Raw genomic sequence first — 24,863 nt, 5'->3', positions numbered from 1 at the left:
TAGAATTGCATTTAGTTAACGTACATTTGTTTTATAATATAGAATAGAAAGAAGATTTATTAGATGTCAGAAGACAAAAAGTTAGGAATATTAAAAGTAGCTAAAGAACTAAACATTGGTATCGGTACTATAGCTGAGTTTTTGGATACAAAAGGCTTCAAAATAGAGGCTAAGCCAAATACTAAGCTTACGGATGAGATGTATAGTGCTCTTTTAAAAGAATATCAGGGAGATAAAATCCTTAAAGAGGAGGCCAAAAACATTGTTATTGGTAAGATCCGTCGTGATGACGCCCCTCATCATCAAACACAACAACCTGCTCAGTCTGAAAAGAAAGAAGCGGAGAAGGAAGATAAGGAAATTCTTATTAAAAATGCGACTGCAGAGGATTTGCCTAAAGAGGAAGTGTCTGTTAAAGAAGTTGCTGAGCCAGAGATTAAAAAGGATGAGCCTACAGCACCTCATACAGGTGTGAAAATTGTAGGAAAAATCGACTTGGATAGTCTTAATTCCAAAACTCGTCCTGACAAAAAGCAGCATAAAGAAGAAGAAAAAAAAGAAATAGAAAAGCCTCGGGTAGAAGAACCGAAGAAGGTTGAGGAAAAGGCACCAGTTGCTAAAGCTCCTGAAGAAGTTAAAGCTCCGGTAAAAGCTGTAGAGGTAGAAGAGAAACCACAATCTCAAAAACAAGAACCTGTGAATCCTATAGCGGAAAAGCCTCCTGTTCAAGAAAAAAAGGAGGAAAAGAGCATACCTGCTTCACCAGAAGTAAGTAAAGCTGAAAAGCCAGTGAGTCCTTCAACTGAGGAGGATAAAGGCGAAGATGAAGTAATCAGAGCCAGAGCGCAGCAATTAAGTGGCCCAAAAATTATTGGTAAAATTCAATTACCGGTAAATAAGAAAAAGGATCAACCTGTTGCTTCGTCATCTAATCCTAATGCTGCTGGAGATAATAAACGCAAACGTAAGCGTAAACCTTCAGATGGTAATCCTCATCATAATCACCCTCAACAGGGTGGGAACAGACCTGCCGGAGCCGGTGGACAAAATCCGCAACAAGGTCAGGGTGGCGGAGGTAGGCCACAAGGGCAAGGTGGTGGCCAACATCATCAAAATATTGGTAACAGAAATAACGACAGAGGAGGAAACAGGCCTCATCATCAACATAAAAAAGGTGGACATCACCAACCGGCAGCACCAAAGGCAGAACCTACGGAAAAAGAGATACAGGATCAAATTAAAGCTACTCTAGCCAGATTAAGTGGAGCAGGGAAGTCAGGTAAATTTGCTCAAAGATCTAAGTTGAGAAGACAAAACAGAGACAGAGCGCATGCACACGCGGAGGAGGCTGCATTAGAACAAGAATTACAATCCAAAATATTAAAAGTAACGGAGTTTGTTACGGCAAACGAATTGGCTAACATGATGGATGTTTCTGTTACTGATGTTATATCTACTTGTATGAGCCTTGGAATGTTTGTGTCTATCAACCAAAGGTTGGATGCAGAGACATTAACGATTGTAGCTGATGAGTTTGGTTACGAAATTCAGTTTGTTGGTACAGAAGAGGAAGAGCAATATAACCTTGTTGAGGAAGATAAAGAAGAAGATTTACAGCCAAGATCTCCTATTGTAACCGTAATGGGTCACGTTGACCATGGTAAAACCTCTTTATTAGACTTTGTAAGAAAGGCTAATGTAACTTCTGGTGAGGCCGGTGGTATTACACAGCACATCGGTGCATATGAAGTGGTTGTACAGGGCGGAAAGAAAATAACTTTCTTAGATACACCGGGCCACGAGGCGTTTACTGCAATGAGGGCAAGGGGGGCTAAGGTTACAGACGTTGCAATTATCGTAATTGCGGCAGATGATAGTGTGATGCCTCAGACAGTAGAGGCGATTAACCACGCACAAGCAGCAAATTTACCTATTGTTTTTGCATTCAATAAAATTGATAAACCGGGTGCTAATACTGATAGAATCAGAGAGCAATTGGCCGCAATGAATATCCTTGTTGAGGAATGGGGTGGTAAATACCAAACTCAGGAAATTGCAGCAAAAAGCGGTTTAAATATAGACAAGCTTTTAGAAAAGGTATTGCTTGAAGCAGAGCTTCTTGATTTAAAAGCCAATCCAAATAAGAGAGCTGTTGGTACGGTTATCGAAGCTCAATTGGATAAAGGACGCGGATATGTGGCTACTGTATTGGTAGAAGAAGGAACTTTACGTGTAGGAGACCCTATTTTAGCGGGTTCTTATAGTGGGCGTGTTAAAGCATTATTCAACGAGAGAGGTGGAAAAGTAGAAAAAGCAGGTCCGTCCACTCCTGTACAGGTGCTTGGTTTCCAGGGAGCTCCTCAGGCAGGGGACAGATTTAATGCTGTAGAAGGTGAAGCAGAAGCGCGCAATATTGCGAATAAACGTTTGCAATTACAACGCGAACAAGGTTTGCGTACTCAGAAACATATTACGCTTGATGAAATTGGTCGTCGTTTAGCGATTGGAAATTTCAAAGAGCTGAATATCATTATCAAAGGTGACGTGGATGGTTCTGTAGAGGCGCTTTCAGACTCATTACAAAAACTATCAACAGAAGAAATTGTTGTTAAAATTGTTCATAAAGGTGTTGGACAGATTTCGGAATCCGATGTATTATTAGCAACAGCTTCTGATGCAATTATTATAGGTTTCCAAGTTAGACCATCTGCAAGTGCGAGAAAACTTGCTGAAAATGAGCAAATCGATATCAGATTATATTCGGTAATCTATAAAGCGATAGAAGAGATTAAGGCGGCAATGGAAGGTATGTTGGCTCCAGAATTCGAAGAGAAAATTGTGGCTAACGTGGAAATCCGTGAAACATTCAAAATTTCGAAGGTGGGTACAATTGCAGGCTGTATGGTTCTTGAAGGAACTATCCATAGAAACAACGAGATTCGCATAGTTCGTGATGGTGTAGTTATTCATACAGGAACTTTAGAGTCTTTGAAACGTTTTAAAGATGATGTGAAAGAAGTTAATCGTGGTTATGAGTGTGGTTTGAATATTAAAGGATTCAACGATATTCAGGTTGGCGACATTGTGGAGGCCTTTGAACAAGTAGAGATTAAGAGAAAGCTGTAAAATGCTGAAGGCTTAAAGCCGAAAGCGAAAAGCATAAAAGAAGAAGCCGCTTGGGAAATGAAAATTTTCTAAGCGGTTTTTTGTTTATATTGTCCTATGCGTCATATCGTTTGGACAGTACAAGTTCAAGATGCAATCTTCAAACGAAGCTGCCGATCATGTAGCATTTTATAAACAATTGTGGTGGAAGGAAAGGCTGTGTATTGCGTACCTTAACAGTATTTGCCTATAATTTATTTCCCCGGAAATGTTTTTACTTGTTTAAATACAGGTAGTAATAGAGATTGCTTCTCGAACTCGCAGTGAAGCTTCTATTCGTGTCTTTGTGAGAGCCTATTTCGAATTTTTTTTGTTTTCGGTAAATCAATCTCTGTTGTACAAATTATTCCGATTAAAATTTAAACAGCTTTTAGATAACTTGGAAAGTCTCTTGAAAGATGTAGCTTTCTTGTTCTTTTAGTGAAATTTGATAAAGTATATTACGGATCCGTTTGTAATTTAAAAAGCGCGCTTTCCTCTTTTATAAATAACTAATAAACTGACCTTTTAGTTATTTTAAATACATTGTCTTGATTTTTTTAAAAATAATTAAACCAATTGTGATTAATTTTGCTTTATATGAATTAATCAATTTTATTAGTCATTAATAAAATTTTGAATTGAGAAATTTTAATTTGCTTTTGTTTACGGTTAGTAATACCTTTGGTGAAAATTTTTGTTTCGAGTGCATAAATGAAGCCGATTATTCCTAAACTAGCTCTTACATTCTTTCAGAGTAAGAGAAATGTGATTATTATTTATATTCTTTTAGCTGTTATAGCTTCATTAAAACAATATCTTAAGGGAAGTTTTAATAACTATCTTATTTTTAAACATGTTTATTGGCATTCCATAAATTTCCAAAATCTTTATATTCCCTACCCTGAATATGGAGATACAAACCACTATGGCCCGATATTTTCGTTACTGATTGCACCTTTTGCTTTATTACCAGATGGAGTTGGCACTATTTTATGGAATATTGCCAATGTATCTATATTACTTTGGGGTATATTTAGTCTTCCCCTGAGTTTACAAAATCGGATTATTGTAGCATGGATATGCGCCCATGAGACATTAACGGCCCTTTTTAGTTTTCAGTTTAATATCGCTCTTACAGGATTTATTTTATTAACTTTTTCATATATCTATAAACAAAGGGAATTCAGATCTGCCTTCTTTATAGTTCTTGGCACTTTTGTGAAGTTATATGGTATTGTAGGCCTAGCCTTTTTCTTTTTTAGCAAGCATAAGGTGAGGTTTATACTTTATGGAATGCTGTGCGCTGTGATGCTTTTTGCATTGCCTATGCTTCTGTCCTCCCCTTCCTTTGTTCTCCAATCTTATGTTGATTGGTATCATTCATTAGTTGAGAAAAATGCTGTTAACGCTAGTTTAACATCAGGTCAGGATATTAGTATAATGGGGCTATTTAGAAGAATAACTCAGAATCCAACAATTTCTAATACGCCATTTTTATTATTTGGACTTGTGTTGTTTGCGATTCCTTACATGCGTGTAAATCAGTTTAAATATCTTTCATTTCAGATGATGATGATGGCTTCCACTTTGATTTTTACAGTAATATTTAGTAGCGGCTCAGAATCACCAACCTATATTATCGCGTTTGCCGGGGTGGCTATCTGGTTTTTAAATAAAGAAGATAGCTTTACAGGTTGGCGTATATTTTTATTTGCGTTTGCAATTGTTTTAACGTCTTTATCCCCATCGGATTTATTTCCCCGATATATCCGACAGAACTTTGTTCAACCCTATTCTCTAAAGGCATTACCATGTGTACTGATATGGATAGATATAGTGTATCAAATGGCAGTAAAGGACTTTAAAAAATACTCTTTCAGCTGATGGAAAAGCTAGTGTCACTTGTATTGCCGGCTTTCAATGAAACGGGCAATATTTCGGTTATAGTAGACAAGATTAACCGGGTTTTCGAAGGCTTAGCGTATAAGCATGAAATAATTATCGTTGATGATGGGAGTAGTGATGATACTTTGAAGGCGATAAAAATCCAATCGGAAGTTTTTTCTCATGTTTATTTTCTAGAGTTTTCCAGGAATTTTGGACATCAATTAGCTGTTAAAGCGGGTATGGACTACGCTCGCGGAAATTGTATTATATCCATGGACTGTGATCTTCAACATCCACCTGAGTTGATTCCAGAATTATTGAAAAAATGGGAAGAGGGCTATGATGTGGTGTACACTATAAGGGCAGAATGTAAAACATTATCCAAACAGAAACGTAAATCTTCCAGGCTTTTTTATCGTACTTTGAATTGGCTTTCTGGAATAGGTTTGGAGCCTGGTACCGCAGATTTCCGTTTGATGGACAGACAGGTTGTGGATGTCTTTAAGAGATTCAGTGAAAGCGAACCTTTTTTAAGGGGATTGATAAAATGGGTTGGATTTAAACAGTACGGATTAAATTATGATCCAGCTCAGAGATTTTCTGGAGACAGCAAGTATACTGTAAAGAAAATGATGCGACTGGCTTTGCAGGGAGTTACTTCTTTTAGTATAAAGCCTTTATATACAGCTGTGTACCTTGGGTTTTGCTTTTCGATATTATCTATTTTGTATATCCCTTATGTCTTATATGCGGTTTATTTTGGTCGTGAAGTTTCCGGATGGGCTTCTATAATTATGACTATTGTTTTCTTTGGAGGACTACAGCTGATTATTTTGGGAATTATAGGTATATATATTGGAAAAATGTTCTTACAAAATAAGAAAAGACCTAACTATATTGTGCGTACAACTAATTTAAAGCCGAGTAGAATTGATACTGTTGAGTTTTGATATCGAGGAATTCGATATGCCTTTTGAATATGGTAGGGATATCTCTTTTGAGGATCAAATAGCTATATCTGTGCAAGGCACAGAAGCTATTTTGGATATTCTGGAAAAGAAACAAGTGAAGGCGACATTTTTTAGTACCGTTGTGTTTGCTGAACATGCTAAAAATACTATTCGGAGAATTATTGATAGCGGGCATGAGCTGGCTTCACATGGTTATTATCACTCTGATTTTAAAGCAGAGCATCTTGCATTATCTAAAAAATGTTTGGAAGAGCTTTCCGGAGTACCTGTGAGAGGGTTCAGGATGGCGAGGATGCAACCTGTAGATGAAAGAGAGGTAACTAAAGCAGGATATGATTATAACAGTTCTATCAATCCTACGTTTCTGCCTGGCAGATACAATAATCTCAGTAAGCCGAGAAGATATTATAGAGAAGAAAATGTATGGCAAATTCCAGCTTCAGTAAGCCCTCTTATAAGGTTCCCTCTTTTTTGGCTGTCTTTTCATAATTTACCTTTAGGCTTATATACCTGGATGTGTAAGACAACGATACAAAAAGATGGATATTTGAATACCTATTTTCATCCGTGGGAGTTTACTGACTTGGATCAGGACAGATTTGGTTTTCCCGGGTATGTAAGAAGAAATACAGGAATTGAAATGATAAAGCGTTTTGATAGGTATATCTCCTTTTTAAAAGGACAAGGATATTCATTTGGAACCTTTTCGGAATTTATACAAACCATATAGAATGGGGCATTATTTGAAGACTTTTTTAAAATTAGGAATAACAGCTTTTGCCTTATATTGGGTTTTTTCTAATATAGATATTCAAGCAATCTCGGAAAGAATTACACGGAGTAATCCATATTATCTTTTGTTGTCGCTTTTAACCTATATGGTTTCGCAATTATTTGCGTCGTCGCGAATGCATACCTTTTTCTCTGGTGCAGGTTTAAAGCTATCCGCTTTGTACAATTATAAACTGTATTTATTGGGAGTATTTTATAATATGTTCCTTCCCGGAGGAGTTGGAGGGGATGGATATAAGATTTTCTATCTCAATAAAGAATTTGGAGTAGAAAAACGAAAATTGCTGACTGCAGTTTTTCTGGATAAGTTAAGTGGTGCCTGGTCTTTGTGTACACTTATCATTTTAATGTTTCTGTTTTTTATCAAGATAAGTATCGCTTATTATTTATTAGGGGCTTGGTTTATAGGAACTGTAATTTATTTTTTTTTATATAAATATTTATTGCAACCGTATTTTAAACTTTTTATACCGGTACACCTTAAGGCATTGGGACTGCAGCTTACGCAATTGGTTGTAGTATCGTTGATTCTTAAATCTTTTGGATTTGGAGGTGCTTTTGTCCCTTACCTGATCTTATTTTTGGCCTCTGGATTTATGGCCGTGTTCCCGTTTACCATTGGCGGTTTAGGCGCGCGGGAATTGATTTTTTTGTATGGCTCTGAATATTTTGTATTGGATCAGCAGTTGGCTGTATCGGTTAGCATACTTTTTTTCGTAATATCTGCATTAAGTTCTTTGCCTGGAGTGTATTTTGTTCTTAAAACTAAAGTTTAATGGGATTATTGAACATTTGTTCCGGTCAAAAACAATAAATAAATTAGTTATTTTTGTTTCATGTATGAAAAGCCTGTAGTTATATCACTTCCTAAAATTTTAGATGACAGAGGTAATCTCTCTTTTGTTGAAACGTTAACTCATGTACCTTTTGATATTAAACGAACATACTGGATTTATGATGTTCCCGGTGGAGAAATTAGAGGAGGACACAGTTATAAGGAAAATCAGGAATTGATTATAGCTCTTTCAGGTAGTTTTGCTGTTGTTGTAAATGACGGTTTTCATACAGAGGAGTTCTTACTAAATAGATCATACAGTGGGTTATATATCCCCAAAGGTATCTGGAGGCATATGGAAAATTTTTCTACTAATGCATTTGCCTTGATTCTTTCATCAACAGAATATGACGAAAAGGATTATGAAAGAGATATCGATCAATTTTTATTGTCAAAAAATGAAATCATCCATATTTAATTGTAATGTATTGGAGTTGCCTAAAATTCACAATAGGGCAGGAAACATAACGCCAGTACATGGAAATAACGATATTCCCTTTCCTGTCGAGCGCGTTTATTATTTATATGATGTTCCCGGGGGAGAAACGAGAGGAGGTCATGCGCACAAAAAGTTACATCAATTGATTGTAGCAGCTAGTGGCAGCTTTGATGTTACTTTGGATGATGGGAAGAATAAAAAAACCGTCACATTAAATCGTCCTAATTATGGACTATATGTTTGCCCGGGCATTTGGAGAGATTTGAGTAATTTTTCATCTGGAGCAGTTTTGTTGGTATTGGCATCTGCAAAATACGATGAAAATGATTATTTGAGAGAATATAAAAGCTTTTTAGAATTTGTAAATGGACTATAAAATACACCAATTGGCACAGGTAAATACAGTTGATATAGGAGAAGGATCATCTATATGGCAATTTTGTGTGGTTTTGGCCGGTGCAAAAATTGGAAAGAATGTTAATATTTGTTCACATTGTTTTGTAGAAAATAACGTGGTAATTGGTAACGATGTAACTGTAAAATCAGGTGTTCAGATTTGGGACGGTATAATTATAGAAAATAAGGTTTTTATAGGTCCAAATGTGACATTTACCAATGATTTATACCCTCGTTCAAAAAATTTGGATTGGATAGAAGTAAGAACATTAATTAAAAAAAATGCTTCAATTGGAGCGAATGCAACAATATTGGCTGGTGTGGAAATCGGAGAATACAGTATGATAGGAGCAGGAAGTGTCGTTACAAAAAATATACCTCCATACACACTTTGGTATGGAAATCCAGCGGTTCAAAAAGGCTATGTTACCAAAGAGGGTGAAATTTTGACCATGGATTTAAAAAGCACTAAAACAGGCGAGAGATATCGCCTTATTAATAAAGAACTAGTAAAAATTTGATGATTAAGTTTCTAGACTTACAAAAAATAAATGCGCAGTATACTATCGAATTACAAAATGCTTTTTCGAGGGTTTTAAATTCCGGGTGGTATATTCAAGGGGAAGAGGTGTTCCAATTTGAACAAAAATTTGCACATTATTGTGGCACAAAGCATTGTATAGGTGTGGCTAATGGATTAGATGCCCTTATTTTAATAATAAGAGCATATAAAGAATTAGGTGTAATGACTGATGGAGACGAAATTATTGTCCCTGCAAACACTTATATTGCCAGTATATTGGCTATTTCTGCTAATGGTTTAATTCCTGTGTTGGTAGAACCAGACTTGTCTTCTTATAATATAGATCCTTCATTAATAGAAAAAAAAATAACGCCTAAAACAAGGGCTATTATGGCTGTTCATCTTTATGGTAACATGGCTGATATGTTATCTATTAACAGCATTGCATCAAAATATAATTTGAAAGTGATAGAAGATGCAGCCCAGGCACATGGTGCAGAAATAGGAGGTAAAAAAGCAGGAAGTTGGAGTTCTGCTTCAGGCTTTAGTTTTTATCCGGGGAAAAATTTAGGCGCACTGGGAGATGGAGGAGCTGTTACCACAGATGATGACGAATTAAATTCCGTTATCCGTTCTTTGGGAAATTATGGTTCTCATCAGAAGTACCATAATGATTTTCAGGGCATAAATAGTAGGTTAGATGAATTACAGGCCGCTTTATTAAGTGTTAAGTTAAAATTCTTAGATCAGGAAATAGCTGCAAGACGTAATGTTGCTAATCAGTATTTAATGCGGATAAATAATCCTGAAATAATTCTTCCAAAATTAGATAAAGATGAACATCATGTATGGCATTTGTTTGTTGTACGTGTCAATGAAAGATTGAATTTTCAACGATATTTAAGTACTAATAAAATACAGACGGTTGTCCATTATCCAATTCCCCCCCATAAGCAAAAGGCATATTCTTCGCTTAATACCTTGAATCTTCCGATAACGGAAAAAATTCATCAGCAAGTTGTTAGCTTGCCCATCAGTCCAGTTTTAACAAATGAAGAGGTAGATACAATTATTGATATCGTGAATAAGTATGAAGGATAAAAAGTTCATAGATGTACCTCCAAATCCTCTGATGAACTATTCAGGAGCGATAAAAAGATACTTTATGGCAAAAATGAGGAGAATGTATCGGAGAGACAAATTTGAATTATTGAAGCCATTAGTGAAAGCGATTACATCAAACTGGTTTATTAAACGAGAGCTTATTGATTTTCAGTCTTACAGAAAAAGAGGTTCAGATAATGTTGAAATTTTATATGAAGATGAAATCAATTTAAAGTTCTCGTCAGTAAATTTTTTTGAAGAATCTGTAGATAATTACATTTATGAACTTAAAAACCATTATGTATATGGAGTTATATTAAAGAATGTAATGGTTATAGGCTGTTCAGACCTAATTTTATTGGACGAACAATATGCTTTATATGATTTGAAATTTTTAGATGATGATGGAGCATTTGATTATACAGATTATGCAATAAAACTTTTAAAAAATGACGTATGTGTGCTTGAGGCTAATTGGGCTGAATTTTCTATCAATGAAGGAATATTATTGACTGCTAATTATTCCATTAATTACTATCATTTTTTATTAGAAATCATTGCAAAATTTGAAATGATTTCTAAAATGAATATAGATAAGTCTATACCGATTATTGTAGATAAAGCTTGTCTTGAAATACCACAATATCGAGAACTCCTTTCTTATTTCAATAGAGACAATCGGGCAATAATTTCGATAGACAAAGAGGTTATATACAAGGTTTCTTTTCTATATCAAATATCTCGTCCAAATATCATTCCACCCAACTATAAAAATATAAAAGATATACAAATAAAACACAATCTGTTTAGTGCACATTCATTAAATTATATTCGAGGCACCCTGCTGAAATTACCTGAGATAAAAAACACACCTAAAAGAGTATTTCTTTCCAGAAAGAACGCAAGTGGACGACGGGTGTATAATGAAGAAGCGGTGTATACAGTTCTTAGAAAATACGATTTTTCTATAATTTACCCTGAAGAGTACTCTATAGTGGAGCAGGTATCGATATTTAAAAATGCAGAGCTAATTGTTGGAGCAACGGGTGCCGCTTTCACAAACCTAATATTCTGTAGTAACAGCTGTAAAGTGATTTGCTTGACTAATTTTAACGTTAATATCTCGATATTTTGCACAATAGCAAAGCTTTTTAATATAGAGTTGGTTTACCTTTATGATAAAAAGTTGGTTTTGAAAGGAGATTCAGATTTGCATTCGGCTTTTCAAATCGACACAAATAAACTAAAAGAGGCTTTACAGTATATTATAGGTAGTAAATAATGAAAGAAAACCCATTAGTTTCTGTTATAATCCCATGCTTTAATCATGAAAGGTTTATCAGGGAAAGTATACTTAGTGTACTTAATCAGGAGTATAGAAGCATAGAGCTAATTGTAATTGATGATGGGTCTAGTGATCAAAGTGTCGATTTAATTGAAAAACTTAAAAAAGAGAGAGACTTTACATTTATATCCCAAAAAAATAGAGGGATATCGAATGTGTTGAATAAAGGGATTTCTATTGCTAAAGGAGAATATATATCTTTTCTTGCTTCTGATGATTATTGGTTGCCAAATAAAGTCTCGATCCAAATAGCTTTCTTTAAAGACCATCCTGAGTTTAAAATGATTTTCTCTAATGCTTATATTGTAGATGATGAATCTAATATTATAGGGGAATTCCAAAATAGTTTTCCAATACAAAAAGCTGTTAGCTTTAAAGAGATAGCATTAGGTAAAAAGACGATACCTGCGTTGACGGTTATGGTGGATAGAGAAGTGTTTCTCAATATAGGGGGGTTTGATGAAAATCTGATAATAGAAGATTGGGACATGTGGTTAAGAATCTCTAACAGTTATTTAATTGCTGGAATAAGTGATGTTTTAGCTTGTTATAGAAAACATGGTTCAAACATATCCTTAGTGAGGTTAGAAGATATGACACGAACAAGGTTTCATATATTGAACAAATGGGAAAGTAAGATAGATAAAAGGTTATTCAATAAAATATCTAGAAATTTAGAGATACTAGCCATGGATGAATTAGAAAATAGTGGAGTATTGAAAGAATATATAAAACCAACGTTTGAGAAGATGTTAAACTCTAAATATAGAAGATTATTTGTCAAATATTATCGAACTCAAAAATGACTAAAAAAATTCTTTTTGTTACACCTTATTTTGGAAGAAGTGGTTCAGAAATGCAGTTGTTATATCTTCTTAAAAATCTAGATGTAAAAAAGTATCAAATATTCCTCTATACACGTGATAATGGAGAGTTATTATCTCTTTTGCCTCCTCATATAAAAAGATTTGTAGGTTACAAAAAACACAATAATTTTTTATTAAGAATATTTAGATTATTGCTTTATTGTATAGGAATCAACCCAACCGAATATCAATTAAAAAGACTTAATAAGAGAATAAAGCCGGATTTGTGGTACATTAATACTGTTGTAAATAGAGACGCTTATAACATAGCCCAAAAATTGGGAGTGAGATTTATAGCTCATATTCATGAAATGACCTTTTCGTATAGTTTTATAAAAAAAAGAACATTAGAAACTATTATAGATAGAGCGGAAATTTGTGTCGGTTGTTCTGAAATGGTTTGCGAAAAACTAAGAGATATGGGACATGAAAAAGTTCGTCTTTTAAATGGTTTTGTAGACAAAAGCTTGATAAACATTGATCAGAATAAAACCTTGGATTTAAAGAAGAATCTAGGCATTTCTGACGAAGATTTTGTATGGATAATTTCTGGTGCTGGAAGTTTGGTAAAAGGAATAGATTTAGTAATTCCGTTGATAAAGAAGTTAAAAAAGAACCACAAGATTATATGGGTTGGAGGAATCAATAATAATGGGACGGCTTATTATGCGCAAAGAGCTGTAAAGAAGAATTTTAAAGACAGGATCTTTTTTGTTGGTAATCAGTCAGATGATTATTATAATTATTTCAATATTGGGAAAGGTTTTCTTTCTTTATCAAGAGAAGATTCATATCCATTAGTTATGATAGAAGCAGCTCATTTGGGAATGCCAATGGTAGGTTTTAGATCGGGAGGGATTAATGAGTTTGTTTCGTCTCCAAAACTGGGATACTTAAGTTATATAAACGATTTTGAAGATTTGGCAAAAAACATGCATAGGATTGAAGAAGAGTATGTCTCAATAGACAGAGCTTATATTCAGTCCTATGCAAATCTTTTCAATGCGAAAACTCAAACAAAATTGTTAGAATCGATTTTAGATGAAATGAGTTAATTTAATCATTAAAAGTCTGCATATCAATCAGCTTTTTGTAAAGCCCGTTACGTTCAGTCAATTCAGAGTGTGATCCTTCCTCCACGATTTTCCCGGCTTCTAAAACTAAAATTTTATCGGCATTTTGAATCGTACTCAATCTATGAGCGATAATTAATGAAGTTCTGTTTTTCATTAAATTATTAATAGCTTCCTGAACCAGTTTTTCAGATTCTGTGTCCAACGCAGAAGTTGCCTCATCCAGGATTAGTATGGCTGGATTTCTTAAAACCGCCCTGGCAATATTCAAACGCTGCTTTTGTCCTCCAGAAAGTTTCATTCCTCTATCGCCGATATTGGTTTCATAACCCTTTTCGGTAGCCATAATAAAATTATGGGCATTCGCTATTTTCGCTGCAGCTTCCACTTGTTCAAGCGTAACATTCTCTACGCCAAATGCTATATTATTGAAAATAGTATCGTTAAATAAAATAGATTCCTGACTAACAATTCCCATTTGAGAACGGAAAGATTCCATTTTTAAATCTCTTATATCTACTCCGTCAAATAAGATTGCTCCTTCATTTACATCATAGAATCTGGGAATTAAATCAGAAATTGTACTCTTACCCCCTCCTGATGGGCCTACTAAAGCAACGGTTTTTCCCTTTTCAATTTCAAAAGTGAGGTTGTCGAGAACTTTTCTGTCGCTATAACCAAAGGATACATTTTTGAAAGAGATATTTTTTTCAAATGGTTGAGCTTCCTTAGCATCCGACCTGTTTACAACCTCCGGTTTAGTGTCTATCAATTCAAGCACACGTTCGCCTGCCGCCAACCCAGAGTGTATGTTGCTAAAAGAGTCTGTTAAAGCTTTGGCTGGACGCATTACTTGAGAGAATATAGCTATATAGGCAATAAAGTCAGCAGGAGCCAGTTCGGAATTTTGATTAAAAATTAAGTTACCTCCATACAATAAGATGCCTGATACTGTACAAATTCCCAGGAATTCAGATACAGGGGAAGACATTTGTTGCCTTCTTGACATGGATCGGCCAATGGCGCTGTATTTTTCATTTTGCTGATCAAATCGTCCTATTACAAACGGAATTGCATTAAAGGCTTTGATGATCTTTATACTTGACAACGCTTCGTCTAAGTAAGAAATCATCATGCCGTAAGTTTCTGCAGAGTCTTTTGCTTGTTTTTTTAATGACTTTACAATTCTAGCTATAACAAGACCGGATACGGGAATAACCAGCAAAGAAAACAAGGTGAGTTTAACTGATATCATCAAAAGAGCCACGATAAAAGCAATCAGTTGCAAAGGTTCTTTAAATACTACCTGTAATGTCGCAGTAACTGAGAATTGGACTACCTGTACGTCTGATGCAATTTTAGAGATAATATCCCCTTTACGCTCGTTACTAAAATAGCCAACGTGTAAATTCATGACATTATCAAAAACATTTTTTCTCAGCTTTAAAAGTGTATGGATGCGTAGGTTTTCCATAATGCGTTGAGAAAAATACTTAAAGAAGTTTGCCAATAAATTGGAAGCAATAATAACGATACATACAAATTGTAATGCGCCTAATCTTCCTTGTTCAAGAATTGCCTTATCAAAATAATAGAAAAATAAGTCTTTGAAATAATTGAAAGAGAGTGAGAACTCGGGCATCACAGCTTTCTCAATAATCTTACTTTCATCAAATAGGGTATTTAAAAGAGGGATAATCAATGCAAAATTTAACGTTCCAAATACAACTGCGAAAAGAGTGCATATTACATATGGTATTGCGAATTTCTCTATAGGTTTTGCAAATGCTAGTAATCTAAAGTATGTTTTCATTAAAACTGAATAATCTCACAAAGATAAGATTTTAAGATAGAGGGTTAAATAATGTGTCGAAACAGATTCTCGAACTTGTCAAAGTTTTCTGCTAAAAGCTGTTTTTCTTTATCAAATATCCAATATAAAGGGCGGTCTTCGTAAAAAGCTGCCATTAAAGAAAAAGTGCTGGGAGGGCCAATAATATAATCACATTTAGAAAGAAGGTAAAGATCTTCGGCAGGATTGCCATTTAACATTGATACTTTACAGGATGTTAAATTTTCAAAACTTTTGCTGTTTAGTTTGGGATCATTGCTAACAATAATTAATTCTACCGGTTTATCTAAACTTTTAGCAAAAGAATTTACGATTTGACCGTATTCTTCGTCGCTAAAAAAGTATTTACCCTGGTGCCAGGTCTTATAATCACCACGTCTTATATGCAGGCCTACTTTGATGGTGTCTTTTGATAACGTTGAAAAAAACTGTTCTACCGGTTTCTTAATATGCTCTTTAAAGTCGAAAAGTGCTTTAAGCTCATTACGGTAATTAAGAAATCCCTGGTAGTCTCTAAAATACCAGCCTTTGGCTAACACGGTTTGTTTGTCTAATTGAAGAGAATCTACATTTGTACCTTCGAATGATTCGTCAAAATCAACAGACTTTATAAGTCCTATTTTTGCCCCATATTTTGCATAAAGATAGGTCGGCCAATTATAGCCTTTTTCGTTACTAATCTTGAAAAAAGTGTATTTGTAGCAAAAACGTAAGCCAACCGTTTTTAAACCATTTCTTTTTGCATAAGCAAAGAAATGCCCAAATTGAAGGATGTTGTTACACATCTGGCCATATCCGGTTACAAATATCATGTCAGTTCAGTTTTCTTTGCGTTATTCTATACATATAATCTTGAATGAAAGCTTTACAATCTTTCATTCCGGCAGAAATAGTTTCGTTGCTTTCTTTGATGAGATTATGTTCCAAAATTTTGTCTTTAATATCATAGACACCTGTAAAATTGGTCCCATCAAAAATGTAAATATAATTGTCCTGAATAAATTGATAAACATTTCCTGGAGAATTAATTGCCCGGGGCGTTTCATCAGGCAGGTTTGCAGTAAGACTTCTTCCCCACGATCTAATAGGTTTATTGTATCCAATTAGATCAATTAACGTCGGATAGATATCTATCTGTTGTGCTAAATCTTCCCGAACGCCCTTTAATCCATATTTTTCATTCGGACTAAAGAACATAATAGGTACAGCGAATCTGTTTATGGTATTGTTGTATTCTTCGTAATAATTTTGGTTGGTGTGATCCGCAGTAAAAACAAAAATGGTGTTGTTATACCACGGCTGCATTTTAGCATATTCCATAAATCGCTTAATAGAATAGTCCGAGTATTTGACACATTTATGAATAGGAATGGCTCCTTCTTTAAATTTATCCTTATACTGTGAAGGAATCTTAAAAGGGTCATGAGATGAAACGGAAAAAACTGTTGCCATAAAAGGTGCTTTTTCTGCTGATAAGGTTTTACCCATAAATTGAAAAAATGGTTCGTCCCAGATACCCCAAATTCCATCATAATCTGTGTCGTTATTGTATTCTGTTTTTCCTAAATAATTTTTATAGCCCAGGATATTAGAAAAGCCCAAAAAACCCATTGATCCGTTTGCAGCTCCATGAAAAAAAGAAGTATTATATCCTAAAGAATCACATATGGATACAATTGATTGAATTTCTTGTTTTGCGTAAGGAGATGAAGTAAAAGCGTCTTGAAAAGACGGAATACCAGCCAGGACCGAAGACATACCATGGATAGATTGTCTGCCATTGGCGTATGCGTTGGTGAAAATCAGGCTGGATTGACTTAAAGAATCTAAAAAAGGTGTATAAGATTGATAATTTGGAATGTTGGCGTTTTCATTCATACACCCCCAATATTCTCTGCCAAAGCTTTCGAGAATGAAAATAACAATATTAGGCTTTTCCTGAACGGAATTGTTTTCGTAAAATTTTATCGGCTTAATACGCTTGGTGATATACTCATCGGAAACCCAATTTTTTATCTCATATTTTCTAATGTTCCAGGTCCTGAAAATCGAAAAAGGTGTGTTTAATACAACATCGCCATGATTAGGGATTGTTACATGTCTATAAGCATCAACCATATTGATTGGTCTGGTGCTGTGTTTGAAATCGCCTCTAATCCCTCCTACGGCCAATGTAGCAATAATCAATAATCCCGCTACAGACGATGTAAAATAAATAACCGGCTTAAATGAGGCTTTAGGTTTTACCTTAATTAAATTATACAGATAAACCCATGCAAAGGTCAGAACAATAAAAATGGCGAGTATTAACCAATATTCCGTTAAAAAATGAGAAAGGAGCGAGAAACCATTAGATTCGTTTTTTAATAAATCCAGGGTAGATTTATTTGATCTGGTTTGGCTAAATTTATAATAAGCGAAATCAACAAAATTCGTTGCCAGGAAAAACAGGTTTGTTATAAAATAAAACGTTCTTATACCCTTTTGATAACCAGGCTTTGTATTAATAGTAAAAGGTAAGATACTTAATAAGATAAATAGGCTATTAATGTATAAAATGGCCGTTGTATCAAAAGCCGTTCCGTACCAACATAATTTAAGTAATTCTCCTATGCCTTCAAGCTGGATGATCGAGGAGTTGAAGCTATAGAACAGTATCCTGCTTATCTGATAAAAAAGAAAAACAAGGAAAATCCTATAAAATAAAACTGCGTACTCGTTTGATCTGAAAGAATTGTTTAACATCTGTTTTTCTTTACTCTCTTTGATATATCTAATTTGTTGATCTGCTTGTTACTAATTAGCTGATTTCCATTGCGAAATGTAGTCAGTTTTGAATGTTATTTGAGATAAATACCCTGTCGTTTTAAATTACGAACCAAAATAATAACAAGATTATCCTAATAAAATTCTTTTTTTATAGGATATTGAGCAATTTCTTCTGAAAGCTCTTTTAAAACAGCTTTAGTCGGCCTTAAATTGTTTTTACCCAGAAAACTGTTCGCAATATTATGAAAAGAGTTACGAGATTTGATAACCCCTTTGTAATTTTTCATAAAAGCAAAAAATGCCTTTAAATAGTTTACATTGCCTATAAAAATACGTAGAAATGAAGTTGTAATCGTTAAAAAGAACCATCCGATTAACTGAGGAACAGATAAATGTATGCAATGCATAAAGAATTTGTTTCTGATATTCAGATACTGGATAAAGTTTCGTTTGTGATAAGATTGAATGGTTTTGGAAATATGATGCCTGCAAATAGACTTTGGCTCATAATAAAGTTTCCAGCCCATTCTTAACGCCCGAAGCGAAAGTTCTATATCTTCTACGTAAAATGGATCGAATAACTCATCGAGTCCGTTTATTTGTAATGCTTTTTTTCTGTCTAATAATATATTTGTTCCCGATAAAAACATTGTCTTATACCAAACGTGTTCATCGGCAGCGGTTAAATAGTAATTTATATTGCTAATTATTTTGAGAGCGTTAAAACGAAGAAGTTTTCCGCCGGATTGTTTTTCATCGTTATCCCAGTTAATAATCATACCATTCACACCAAATGTTTCATCGGAATCAAAATAAGGCAGCTGATGAATGAAATAATCTGGAAAGATTTTAGCGTCGCTATTCAGAATAAAAACTAAATCTTTACTAGCGGCTTTTAGTCCCCTATTCACAGTGGAAGAGAATCCGCTGTTTTTTTCGTTTTGTAATAAAAGGATATGCGGGTGATTTTGCTGTATAAAAGTAACCGAGTCATCAGAAGAACAGTCATCAACGATTATAATCTCGTGTTCAGGTATTGTTTCCAAAGCTTTCTCTGTATACGGAAGTATTTCCGAAAGTAATTCTCTGCCGTTATAGTTGGGAATGATTACCGAAATGCTCTTCATTAATGGTTTTGATATTTCTAAATTTTTAACCTATATACTAACATATATTCGGGAAAAATTAAGATAACGCTACAGCCAATGGTTAATGTTTTTTGCCGCTGCAAATATACAATTCTAAACGAAAGTAAAACCTGCAAAATTATCCATGTTATTTTACAGGTTTAAGTCAAAATTTATTTAAGAGTTCATTATTTCCTCAATCTCTTCGGCTTCTAACGGGATATCAGCCATTAAGTCAATATTGCCATCTCGCGTAATTAGGATGTTGTTTTCCAGTCTGATACCAAGATTTTCCTCCAGAATATAAATTCCAGGTTCATTGGTTAAAATATTCCCTTCTCTGAAAGGTTCGTATCGGTTACTGATATCGTGTACATCCAAACCTAAATGATGAGAGTTTCCATGCATAAAATATTTTTTATAAGCGGGAACGGCCGGGTTTTGTTTCGCAACATCATGCTTGTCCAGTAAGCCAAGTTTTATGAGTTCTGCCGTCATGATTTTTCCCACTTCTTCATGGTATTCGTTCCAAATGGTGCTGGAAACAAGCATCTTTTTCGCTTCTTTCATAACGTGGAGTACTGAATTATAAACATCTTTTTGACGTTGTGTAAAACGACCATTTGCAGGAATGGACCTGCTTAGGTCAGCATTGTAATTAGCGTATTCTGCACCAAAATCGAAAAGTATAACATCGCCATCTTTACAAATTTGGTTATTGTCATTGTAATGCAATACACACGCATTTCGACCGGATGCAATAATGGGAGGATAAGCATGCCCTGTTGCTCTTTGGCGAATAAATTCATGTATAATTTCTGCCTCAATTTCATACTCAGCTACATCAGGCTTTACAAATTTTAAAACTCTGATAAACGCGTCACGTGTTATTTGACAGGCTTTTTTTGTGTATTCAACTTCCAGGACAGATTTTACAGGTCTCAGCTCCCGCATAATTAAAGAAGACCTTTCTAATTTGTGCAAAGGATATTTCGATCGGATTTCTTCTATGAATCGGATATCCTTATATGGAACTGTATGCGCATACCTATCATTTTCATTTGTGTTAAGATATACATAGTCTGCATAATTCATTAAAGAAGGTAAAATATTCCAAAAATCTTCCAACCAATAAATATTGTGTATCCCGGAGACCTTTTTTGCTTCCTCTTTTGTGTATTTATGTCCTTCCCAAATCGCAATATGTTCATTCGTCTGTCTTAAAAACAGGACTTCTTTATACAATGGATTTGGGGAATCTGGGAAAATAATTAGAATTGACTGCTCCTGATCGATTCCTGATAAATAAAAAAAATCTGGATTTTGCTTAAAATTGAAGTTTTGATCACCACTTCTAGGGAACTCATCATTTGAGTTAAATATTGCTATGCTATTGGCTTTTAGTTTTTTAGCAAACTTCTGTCGGTTTATAATGAATAGTTCTGAATTTAGTGTTTCATATTTCATGGTACTAATTTACAAAACCCTGCTCAAAAAACTTTTTTAAAAAAAATGTATAAATAAATTTTTGGAATGAAATTTGATTATTTGCTCATGTCAAACTTAAAATATATTTTTGACAAAATTTACAATTAAAATTGTTTAACCTTTAAAAAATGATTATGAATTATTCTACAATGAAGAAAACAGTAGCTTTATCGCTAGCGACTGCTTTCGCTGTAGCAGCTAATGCGCAAGAGTCGTCCTCTTCTGCAAAAGTTTTTGGGGGAGCAAAGCAATATAGAACATGGTCTGTAGGCGTTAACGCAGGTGCTCTATCTCCAATTATTCCTTTCGGAACGAACGATTACCCAGAATGGGAAACAAACCTAGGATATGGTTTATTCGTTAAAAAACAATTAGGACCATACTTTGGTTTGAAATTAGATGCTCACAGAGGAAAATTATCTGGTAAATTAAGTGATGCTCCAAACGCGGGAAGCTTTACAACAGACTTAGACTATGCTGCTGCATTAAAAGGTGTTGTTAACATCGGTACTATTTCTTTCCTAAAAAGACAAAGCTCTTTAGGTTTCTATGCACAAGCAGGTGCTGGTTTAACAGGTTTCAACTTGAAAAGCAATGCTAATAACAATCTTGGAAAAAGAAAAGAATTGTACATTCCTGTAGGTGTTGGTGCTAACGTTAAATTAGGTGAAGTTGTAGCTTTAAACATAGGTTATGATGCAAACTTCTTAGATGCTGATAACTTAGACGGAAGATGGGCTAATGGTTCTTCTAACAAAGATAAATGGTCTTATGCTTATGCTGGTTTAGAGTTTACTTTAGGTTCAAAATCAAAACCGAGCTTACAATGGTCTAACCCAGTTGCTTTGTTATATGATGAGTTAAAAGATCCAGCTTTACGTCAAGAAGTTGAAGCTTTAAAAGGTCGTTTAACTAATGTAGAGTCTTCTGTAGAAAACTTGAAAAAAGATTCTGACGGTGATGGTGTTGCGGATCACTTAGACAAATGTCCAAATACACCAGCAGGTGCTAAAGTTGACGGTGCTGGTTGTGAGTTAGATACTGACGGTGACGGTGTGCCAGATTGGAAAGATGATTGTCCAACAGAAAAAGGTACTCCAGAATTAAACGGATGTCCAGCTTCTGATACTAATACAATTGCTGACAACATTCAATTCGAGTTTAACTCATCAGTATTAAGAACTTCAGCTTACCCAACTTTAGATAGAGTTTCTTCATCATTGAGAGCAGACAAATCTAAATCAATCCAATTAGATGGTCACGCATCAGCAGAAGGTACTGAAGCTTACAACATGCAATTATCTATCGATAGAGCTAACTCTGTAAAAACTTACTTAGTGAATTCTGGAGTAGATGCTAAAAGAATTGCGGTTAAAGGTTACGGTGAAAGCCGTCCAATCGCTTCTAACGCAACAGAAGAAGGACGTATCAAAAACCGTCGTGTTGAGTTCAGAAACAAATAATCTTTCTTAGAAAGAATATTATAATGAAAACGGAGTTTCGATAAGTCGGAACTCCGTTTTTTATTTTGTAAATTTGTTATATGTACTTTTTTAGGAAAAAAGACCCGAACAGACCAACCAGCTTTAATTTGAAAGTAATGCACTGGATAAATAGGATAGCCATCATTATATTCATTTTAGGTGTCCTATATAAATTAGTGGAGAAGTTTGTTCTGCATCATTAACAAAAAATATCTTATGAAAAAAGTTATTTATACATCAAACGCCCCAGAGCCAATCGGACCTTATAGCCAGGCAATTCTTATAAATGGTACGTTGTATGTGTCAGGCCAAATAGCAATAAATCCAGAAACTAATAAAGTTATTGACCATAATTTAGAGGCCGAAACGGAACAGGTCCTTAATAATCTCGCAGCAGTTTTAGAGGCTGCGGATATGAACTTTTCCAACGTTGTTAAAACATCCATCTTCTTAAGTGATATGGACCACTTCGCTAAAGTGAATGAGCTTTATGGAAAACGTTTTACCAGGGATTTTCCTGCGAGGGAAACTGTTGCTGTAAGGGCTTTACCGAAAAACGTAAATGTAGAAATTTCGCTGGTTGCTGTAAAATAAGTTAAAGATATTGATGTGCAGATTTTTAATACCCCTATAGAATATCTTAAAGGTGTTGGCCCACAACGGGCAGAAGTATTAAAAAAAGAGATTGGCGTTTTTACTTATCAGGATCTTCTGCATTATTATCCCTTCAGGTATATTGATAAAACCCGTTATTATAAAATTAATGAAATAGGCTTTGATTTTCCTTTAGTTCAGATACTGGTGAGGTTAAAGTCTTTTGAAGTTATTGGAGAAAAGCAAAGTAAAAGACTAGTTGCAAGAGTCGTCGACGAAACGGGGGAGCTGGAGCTTGTTTGGTTTAAAGGTCTAAAATGGATTGAGAAGACTTTAAAAATTAATCATTTATACGTGGTTTTTGGAAAACCTACTTTCTTCAATGGAAAGCCGCAAATGGCGCATCCAGAAATGGAATTGTTTTCTAAGGAGTCTAAAGAGAGAGGAAATCTTTCGTTGCAACCGGTATACTCTTCAACAGAAAAATTAAAGCAGTTTTCACTGGATTCAAAAGGGATTCAGAAGCTTATGTCTAATCTGTTGGATACTGTTTTCTCGGAAATTGAAGAAGTACTTCCCTCTTATATCCTCGAAAAATATAAACTTCTATCCAGAAGAGATGCATTACTTCAAATACATTTTCCCACAAATTCGACGGTATTATCACGCGCTCAAGCTACATTGAAATTTGAAGAGTTGTTTTTTATTCAACTTAAGCTGTTGAAGATAAAACACCTGCGGACTCTTAAATTCAAAGGAAATGTGTTTGCTACCGTTGGCAATAAATTCAATTATTTTTATGAAAATCTATTACCTTTTCAGCTAACCGGTGCGCAAAAGCGCGTGTTAAAGGAAATTCGGTTTGATAGCCAAAAAGGAATTCAAATGAACAGGTTAGTTCAGGGCGATGTTGGGTCAGGTAAAACTGTAGTTGCCTTAATGAGTATGCTTTTAGCTATTGATAATGGTTTTCAGGCGTGTATGATGGCTCCAACCGAAATTCTGGCCACTCAACACTATGCTTCAATAAAGAGTATGCTTCCGGATGATTTTGTTAATATAGCGCTCTTAACAGGTTCTACAAAAAAGAAAGATCGGAAGAAAATTTTAGAAGATCTGGTGATCGGAACCCTTAATATATTGGTAGGAACACATGCTTTAATTGAAGAGACAGTTGTTTTTAAACATCTGGGTTTAGCAGTGATTGACGAACAACACCGTTTTGGTGTAGAACAGCGAGCTAAGTTATGGAAGAAAAACCTAATACCACCTCATGTTCTGGTTATGACAGCTACTCCTATACCCCGAACATTAGCAATGTCTCTATATGGGGACCTGGATGTCTCTGTGATAAATGAGCTGCCTGCCGGTCGTAAGCCAATTCAGACAATTCATCTTTATGAGAATCAGAGATTGCGAATGTTTGGATATATGCGTCGGGAGATCGCAAAAGGAAGGCAAGTATATGTTGTTTATCCTTTAATCCAAGAAAGTGCAAAATTGGATTTAAAAAATTTACAGGATGGCATCGAAGTGCTGTCCAGGGAGTTTCCTCTTCCTCAATATAAAATAAGTATTGTGCATGGGCAATTGAAGCCAGATGAGAAAGAATTCGAAATGCAAAGGTTTATAAAGGGACAGACTCAGATCATGGTTGCAACCACTGTTATAGAAGTAGGTGTAAATGTTCCTAATGCTTCTGTGATGATCATTGAAAATGCTGAACGTTTCGGTTTATCTCAGTTGCATCAGTTGAGAGGTAGAGTAGGAAGAGGTTCGGAACAGTCTTTTTGTATTTTGATGTCTAAAGATAAACTTAGCAAGGAAGGTAAAGTGAGATTGGAAACCATGGTTAAAACGAACGATGGTTTCGAAATATCTGAAGTAGATTTACAATTAAGGGGGCCGGGAGATATAGAAGGGACACAGCAAAGCGGTATTTTGGATCTCAAACTTGCTGATTTAACACAAGATCAAAATATCTTACACGAAGCCAGGAAAACGGTATTGGAGATTATGGAAGCAGATCCTGAATTACAAAATGCTGAACATCAAATATTGGGAAACTTTTTCCACAAGCACAATACAGGAATTACTCTTGATAAAATATCTTAAGACAGATAATTGAATAATGAGTTGTTTAAAAGCAAAAAATCTAATCAACTCGACTA

21 protein-coding genes are annotated in these 24,863 nt (G+C 34.9%); 16 read left to right on the top strand and 5 right to left on the bottom strand.

All coding sequences use genetic code 11. The features are described 5' to 3' along the window. The first annotated feature begins 63 nt into the window (after window positions 1–63). The 12 genes from infB to PEDSA_RS14090 all read left to right on the top strand — a co-directional run bounded on the left by infB (window position 64) and on the right by PEDSA_RS14090 (window position 13,360). Window positions 64–3,126: a translation initiation factor IF-2 gene (gene infB, locus PEDSA_RS14145; RefSeq protein WP_013633836.1), complete on the top strand. Its 3,063-nt coding sequence runs from the start codon at window positions 64–66 to the stop codon at window positions 3,124–3,126. A gap of 732 nt (window positions 3,127–3,858) precedes the next feature. Continuing rightward, entirely contained in the window at window positions 3,859–5,031 is a 1,173-nt protein-coding gene (locus PEDSA_RS14140) for a glycosyltransferase family 87 protein (RefSeq protein WP_013633835.1), read from the top strand. After that, window positions 5,031–5,984 carry a glycosyltransferase family 2 protein gene (locus PEDSA_RS14135; RefSeq protein WP_013633834.1) on the top strand — a complete coding sequence of 318 codons (954 nt, stop codon included), beginning with the start codon at window positions 5,031–5,033 and terminating at the stop codon, window positions 5,982–5,984. The genes PEDSA_RS14140 and PEDSA_RS14135 overlap by 1 nt, the downstream gene beginning before the upstream one ends. Beyond that, on the top strand, window positions 5,974–6,735 hold the full coding sequence (locus PEDSA_RS14130) for a polysaccharide deacetylase family protein (protein WP_245546766.1): 762 nt from the start codon (window positions 5,974–5,976) through the stop codon (window positions 6,733–6,735). Before PEDSA_RS14135 ends, PEDSA_RS14130 begins: the two co-directional genes overlap by 11 nt. A gap of 1 nt (window position 6,736) precedes the next feature. Further along, window positions 6,737–7,573 (top strand): lysylphosphatidylglycerol synthase transmembrane domain-containing protein, encoded by an 837-nt coding sequence (locus tag PEDSA_RS14125; RefSeq protein ID WP_013633832.1) that lies wholly within the window; start codon window positions 6,737–6,739, stop codon window positions 7,571–7,573. Window positions 7,574–7,633: 60 nt separating this feature from the next. Beyond that, window positions 7,634–8,050, top strand: coding sequence for a sugar 3,4-ketoisomerase (locus tag PEDSA_RS14120; protein WP_013633831.1), 417 nt, complete (start codon window positions 7,634–7,636; stop codon window positions 8,048–8,050). Further along, entirely contained in the window at window positions 8,031–8,447 is a 417-nt protein-coding gene (locus tag PEDSA_RS14115; protein WP_013633830.1) for a sugar 3,4-ketoisomerase, read from the top strand. The genes PEDSA_RS14120 and PEDSA_RS14115 overlap by 20 nt, the downstream gene beginning before the upstream one ends. Next, window positions 8,437–8,988 carry an acyltransferase gene (locus PEDSA_RS14110; protein WP_013633829.1) on the top strand — a complete coding sequence of 184 codons (552 nt, stop codon included), beginning with the start codon at window positions 8,437–8,439 and terminating at the stop codon, window positions 8,986–8,988. The genes PEDSA_RS14115 and PEDSA_RS14110 overlap by 11 nt, the downstream gene beginning before the upstream one ends. Beyond that, window positions 8,988–10,091, top strand: coding sequence for a DegT/DnrJ/EryC1/StrS family aminotransferase (locus PEDSA_RS14105; protein ID WP_013633828.1), 1,104 nt, complete (start codon window positions 8,988–8,990; stop codon window positions 10,089–10,091). The genes PEDSA_RS14110 and PEDSA_RS14105 overlap by 1 nt, the downstream gene beginning before the upstream one ends. Further along, complete coding sequence (locus tag PEDSA_RS14100; protein ID WP_013633827.1) at window positions 10,081–11,376, top strand: glycosyltransferase family 61 protein; 1,296 nt, start codon at window positions 10,081–10,083, stop codon at window positions 11,374–11,376. Before PEDSA_RS14105 ends, PEDSA_RS14100 begins: the two co-directional genes overlap by 11 nt. After that, window positions 11,376–12,245 carry a glycosyltransferase gene (locus PEDSA_RS14095; RefSeq protein ID WP_013633826.1) on the top strand — a complete coding sequence of 290 codons (870 nt, stop codon included), beginning with the start codon at window positions 11,376–11,378 and terminating at the stop codon, window positions 12,243–12,245. Before PEDSA_RS14100 ends, PEDSA_RS14095 begins: the two co-directional genes overlap by 1 nt. Next, entirely contained in the window at window positions 12,242–13,360 is a 1,119-nt protein-coding gene (locus PEDSA_RS14090; RefSeq protein WP_013633825.1) for a glycosyltransferase family 4 protein, read from the top strand. The genes PEDSA_RS14095 and PEDSA_RS14090 overlap by 4 nt, the downstream gene beginning before the upstream one ends. Before the next feature lies 1 nt (window position 13,361). On the opposite strand, the gene PEDSA_RS14085 is transcribed toward PEDSA_RS14090, so the two are convergent. From PEDSA_RS14085 to PEDSA_RS14065, 5 genes are all read right to left on the bottom strand, one after another. Then, complete coding sequence (locus tag PEDSA_RS14085) at window positions 13,362–15,191, bottom strand: ABC transporter ATP-binding protein (protein WP_013633824.1); 1,830 nt, start codon at window positions 15,189–15,191, stop codon at window positions 13,362–13,364. A gap of 44 nt (window positions 15,192–15,235) precedes the next feature. Further along, window positions 15,236–16,042: an alpha-1,2-fucosyltransferase gene (locus tag PEDSA_RS14080; RefSeq protein ID WP_013633823.1), complete on the bottom strand. Its 807-nt coding sequence runs from the start codon at window positions 16,040–16,042 to the stop codon at window positions 15,236–15,238. A 1-nt stretch (window position 16,043) separates the two neighbouring features. Further along, window positions 16,044–17,975 carry an LTA synthase family protein gene (locus PEDSA_RS14075; protein ID WP_013633822.1) on the bottom strand — a complete coding sequence of 644 codons (1,932 nt, stop codon included), beginning with the start codon at window positions 17,973–17,975 and terminating at the stop codon, window positions 16,044–16,046. 155 nt (window positions 17,976–18,130) lie between these two features. Next, on the bottom strand, window positions 18,131–19,126 hold the full coding sequence (locus tag PEDSA_RS14070) for a glycosyltransferase family 2 protein (RefSeq protein ID WP_013633821.1): 996 nt from the start codon (window positions 19,124–19,126) through the stop codon (window positions 18,131–18,133). A 177-nt stretch (window positions 19,127–19,303) separates the two neighbouring features. Next, window positions 19,304–20,593, bottom strand: a complete 1,290-nt coding sequence (locus PEDSA_RS14065) for an aminopeptidase P family protein (RefSeq protein ID WP_013633820.1) — start codon at window positions 20,591–20,593, stop codon at window positions 19,304–19,306. A 155-nt stretch (window positions 20,594–20,748) separates the two neighbouring features. On the opposite strand from PEDSA_RS14065, the gene PEDSA_RS14060 reads away from it, so the two are divergent. The 4 genes from PEDSA_RS14060 to recG all read left to right on the top strand — a co-directional run bounded on the left by PEDSA_RS14060 (window position 20,749) and on the right by recG (window position 24,807). Beyond that, window positions 20,749–22,077 (top strand): OmpA family protein, encoded by a 1,329-nt coding sequence (locus tag PEDSA_RS14060; RefSeq protein WP_013633819.1) that lies wholly within the window; start codon window positions 20,749–20,751, stop codon window positions 22,075–22,077. Window positions 22,078–22,157: 80 nt separating this feature from the next. Next, a complete protein-coding gene (locus tag PEDSA_RS20540) occupies window positions 22,158–22,301 on the top strand; it encodes a DUF6728 family protein (protein ID WP_322786180.1) in 144 nt (47 codons plus the stop codon). Between the two features lie 13 nt (window positions 22,302–22,314). Next, on the top strand, window positions 22,315–22,692 hold the full coding sequence (locus PEDSA_RS14055) for a Rid family detoxifying hydrolase (RefSeq protein ID WP_013633818.1): 378 nt from the start codon (window positions 22,315–22,317) through the stop codon (window positions 22,690–22,692). Window positions 22,693–22,707: 15 nt separating this feature from the next. Further along, window positions 22,708–24,807: an ATP-dependent DNA helicase RecG gene (gene recG / locus PEDSA_RS14050; protein ID WP_013633817.1), complete on the top strand. Its 2,100-nt coding sequence runs from the start codon at window positions 22,708–22,710 to the stop codon at window positions 24,805–24,807. Window positions 24,808–24,863 lie beyond the last annotated feature (56 nt).

Origin of the sequence: Pseudopedobacter saltans DSM 12145 (genome assembly GCF_000190735.1) — a bacterium.
Taxonomy (GTDB): domain Bacteria; phylum Bacteroidota; class Bacteroidia; order Sphingobacteriales; family Sphingobacteriaceae; genus Pseudopedobacter; species Pseudopedobacter saltans.
This window is presented reverse-complemented; position numbering and strand designations above follow the sequence as displayed.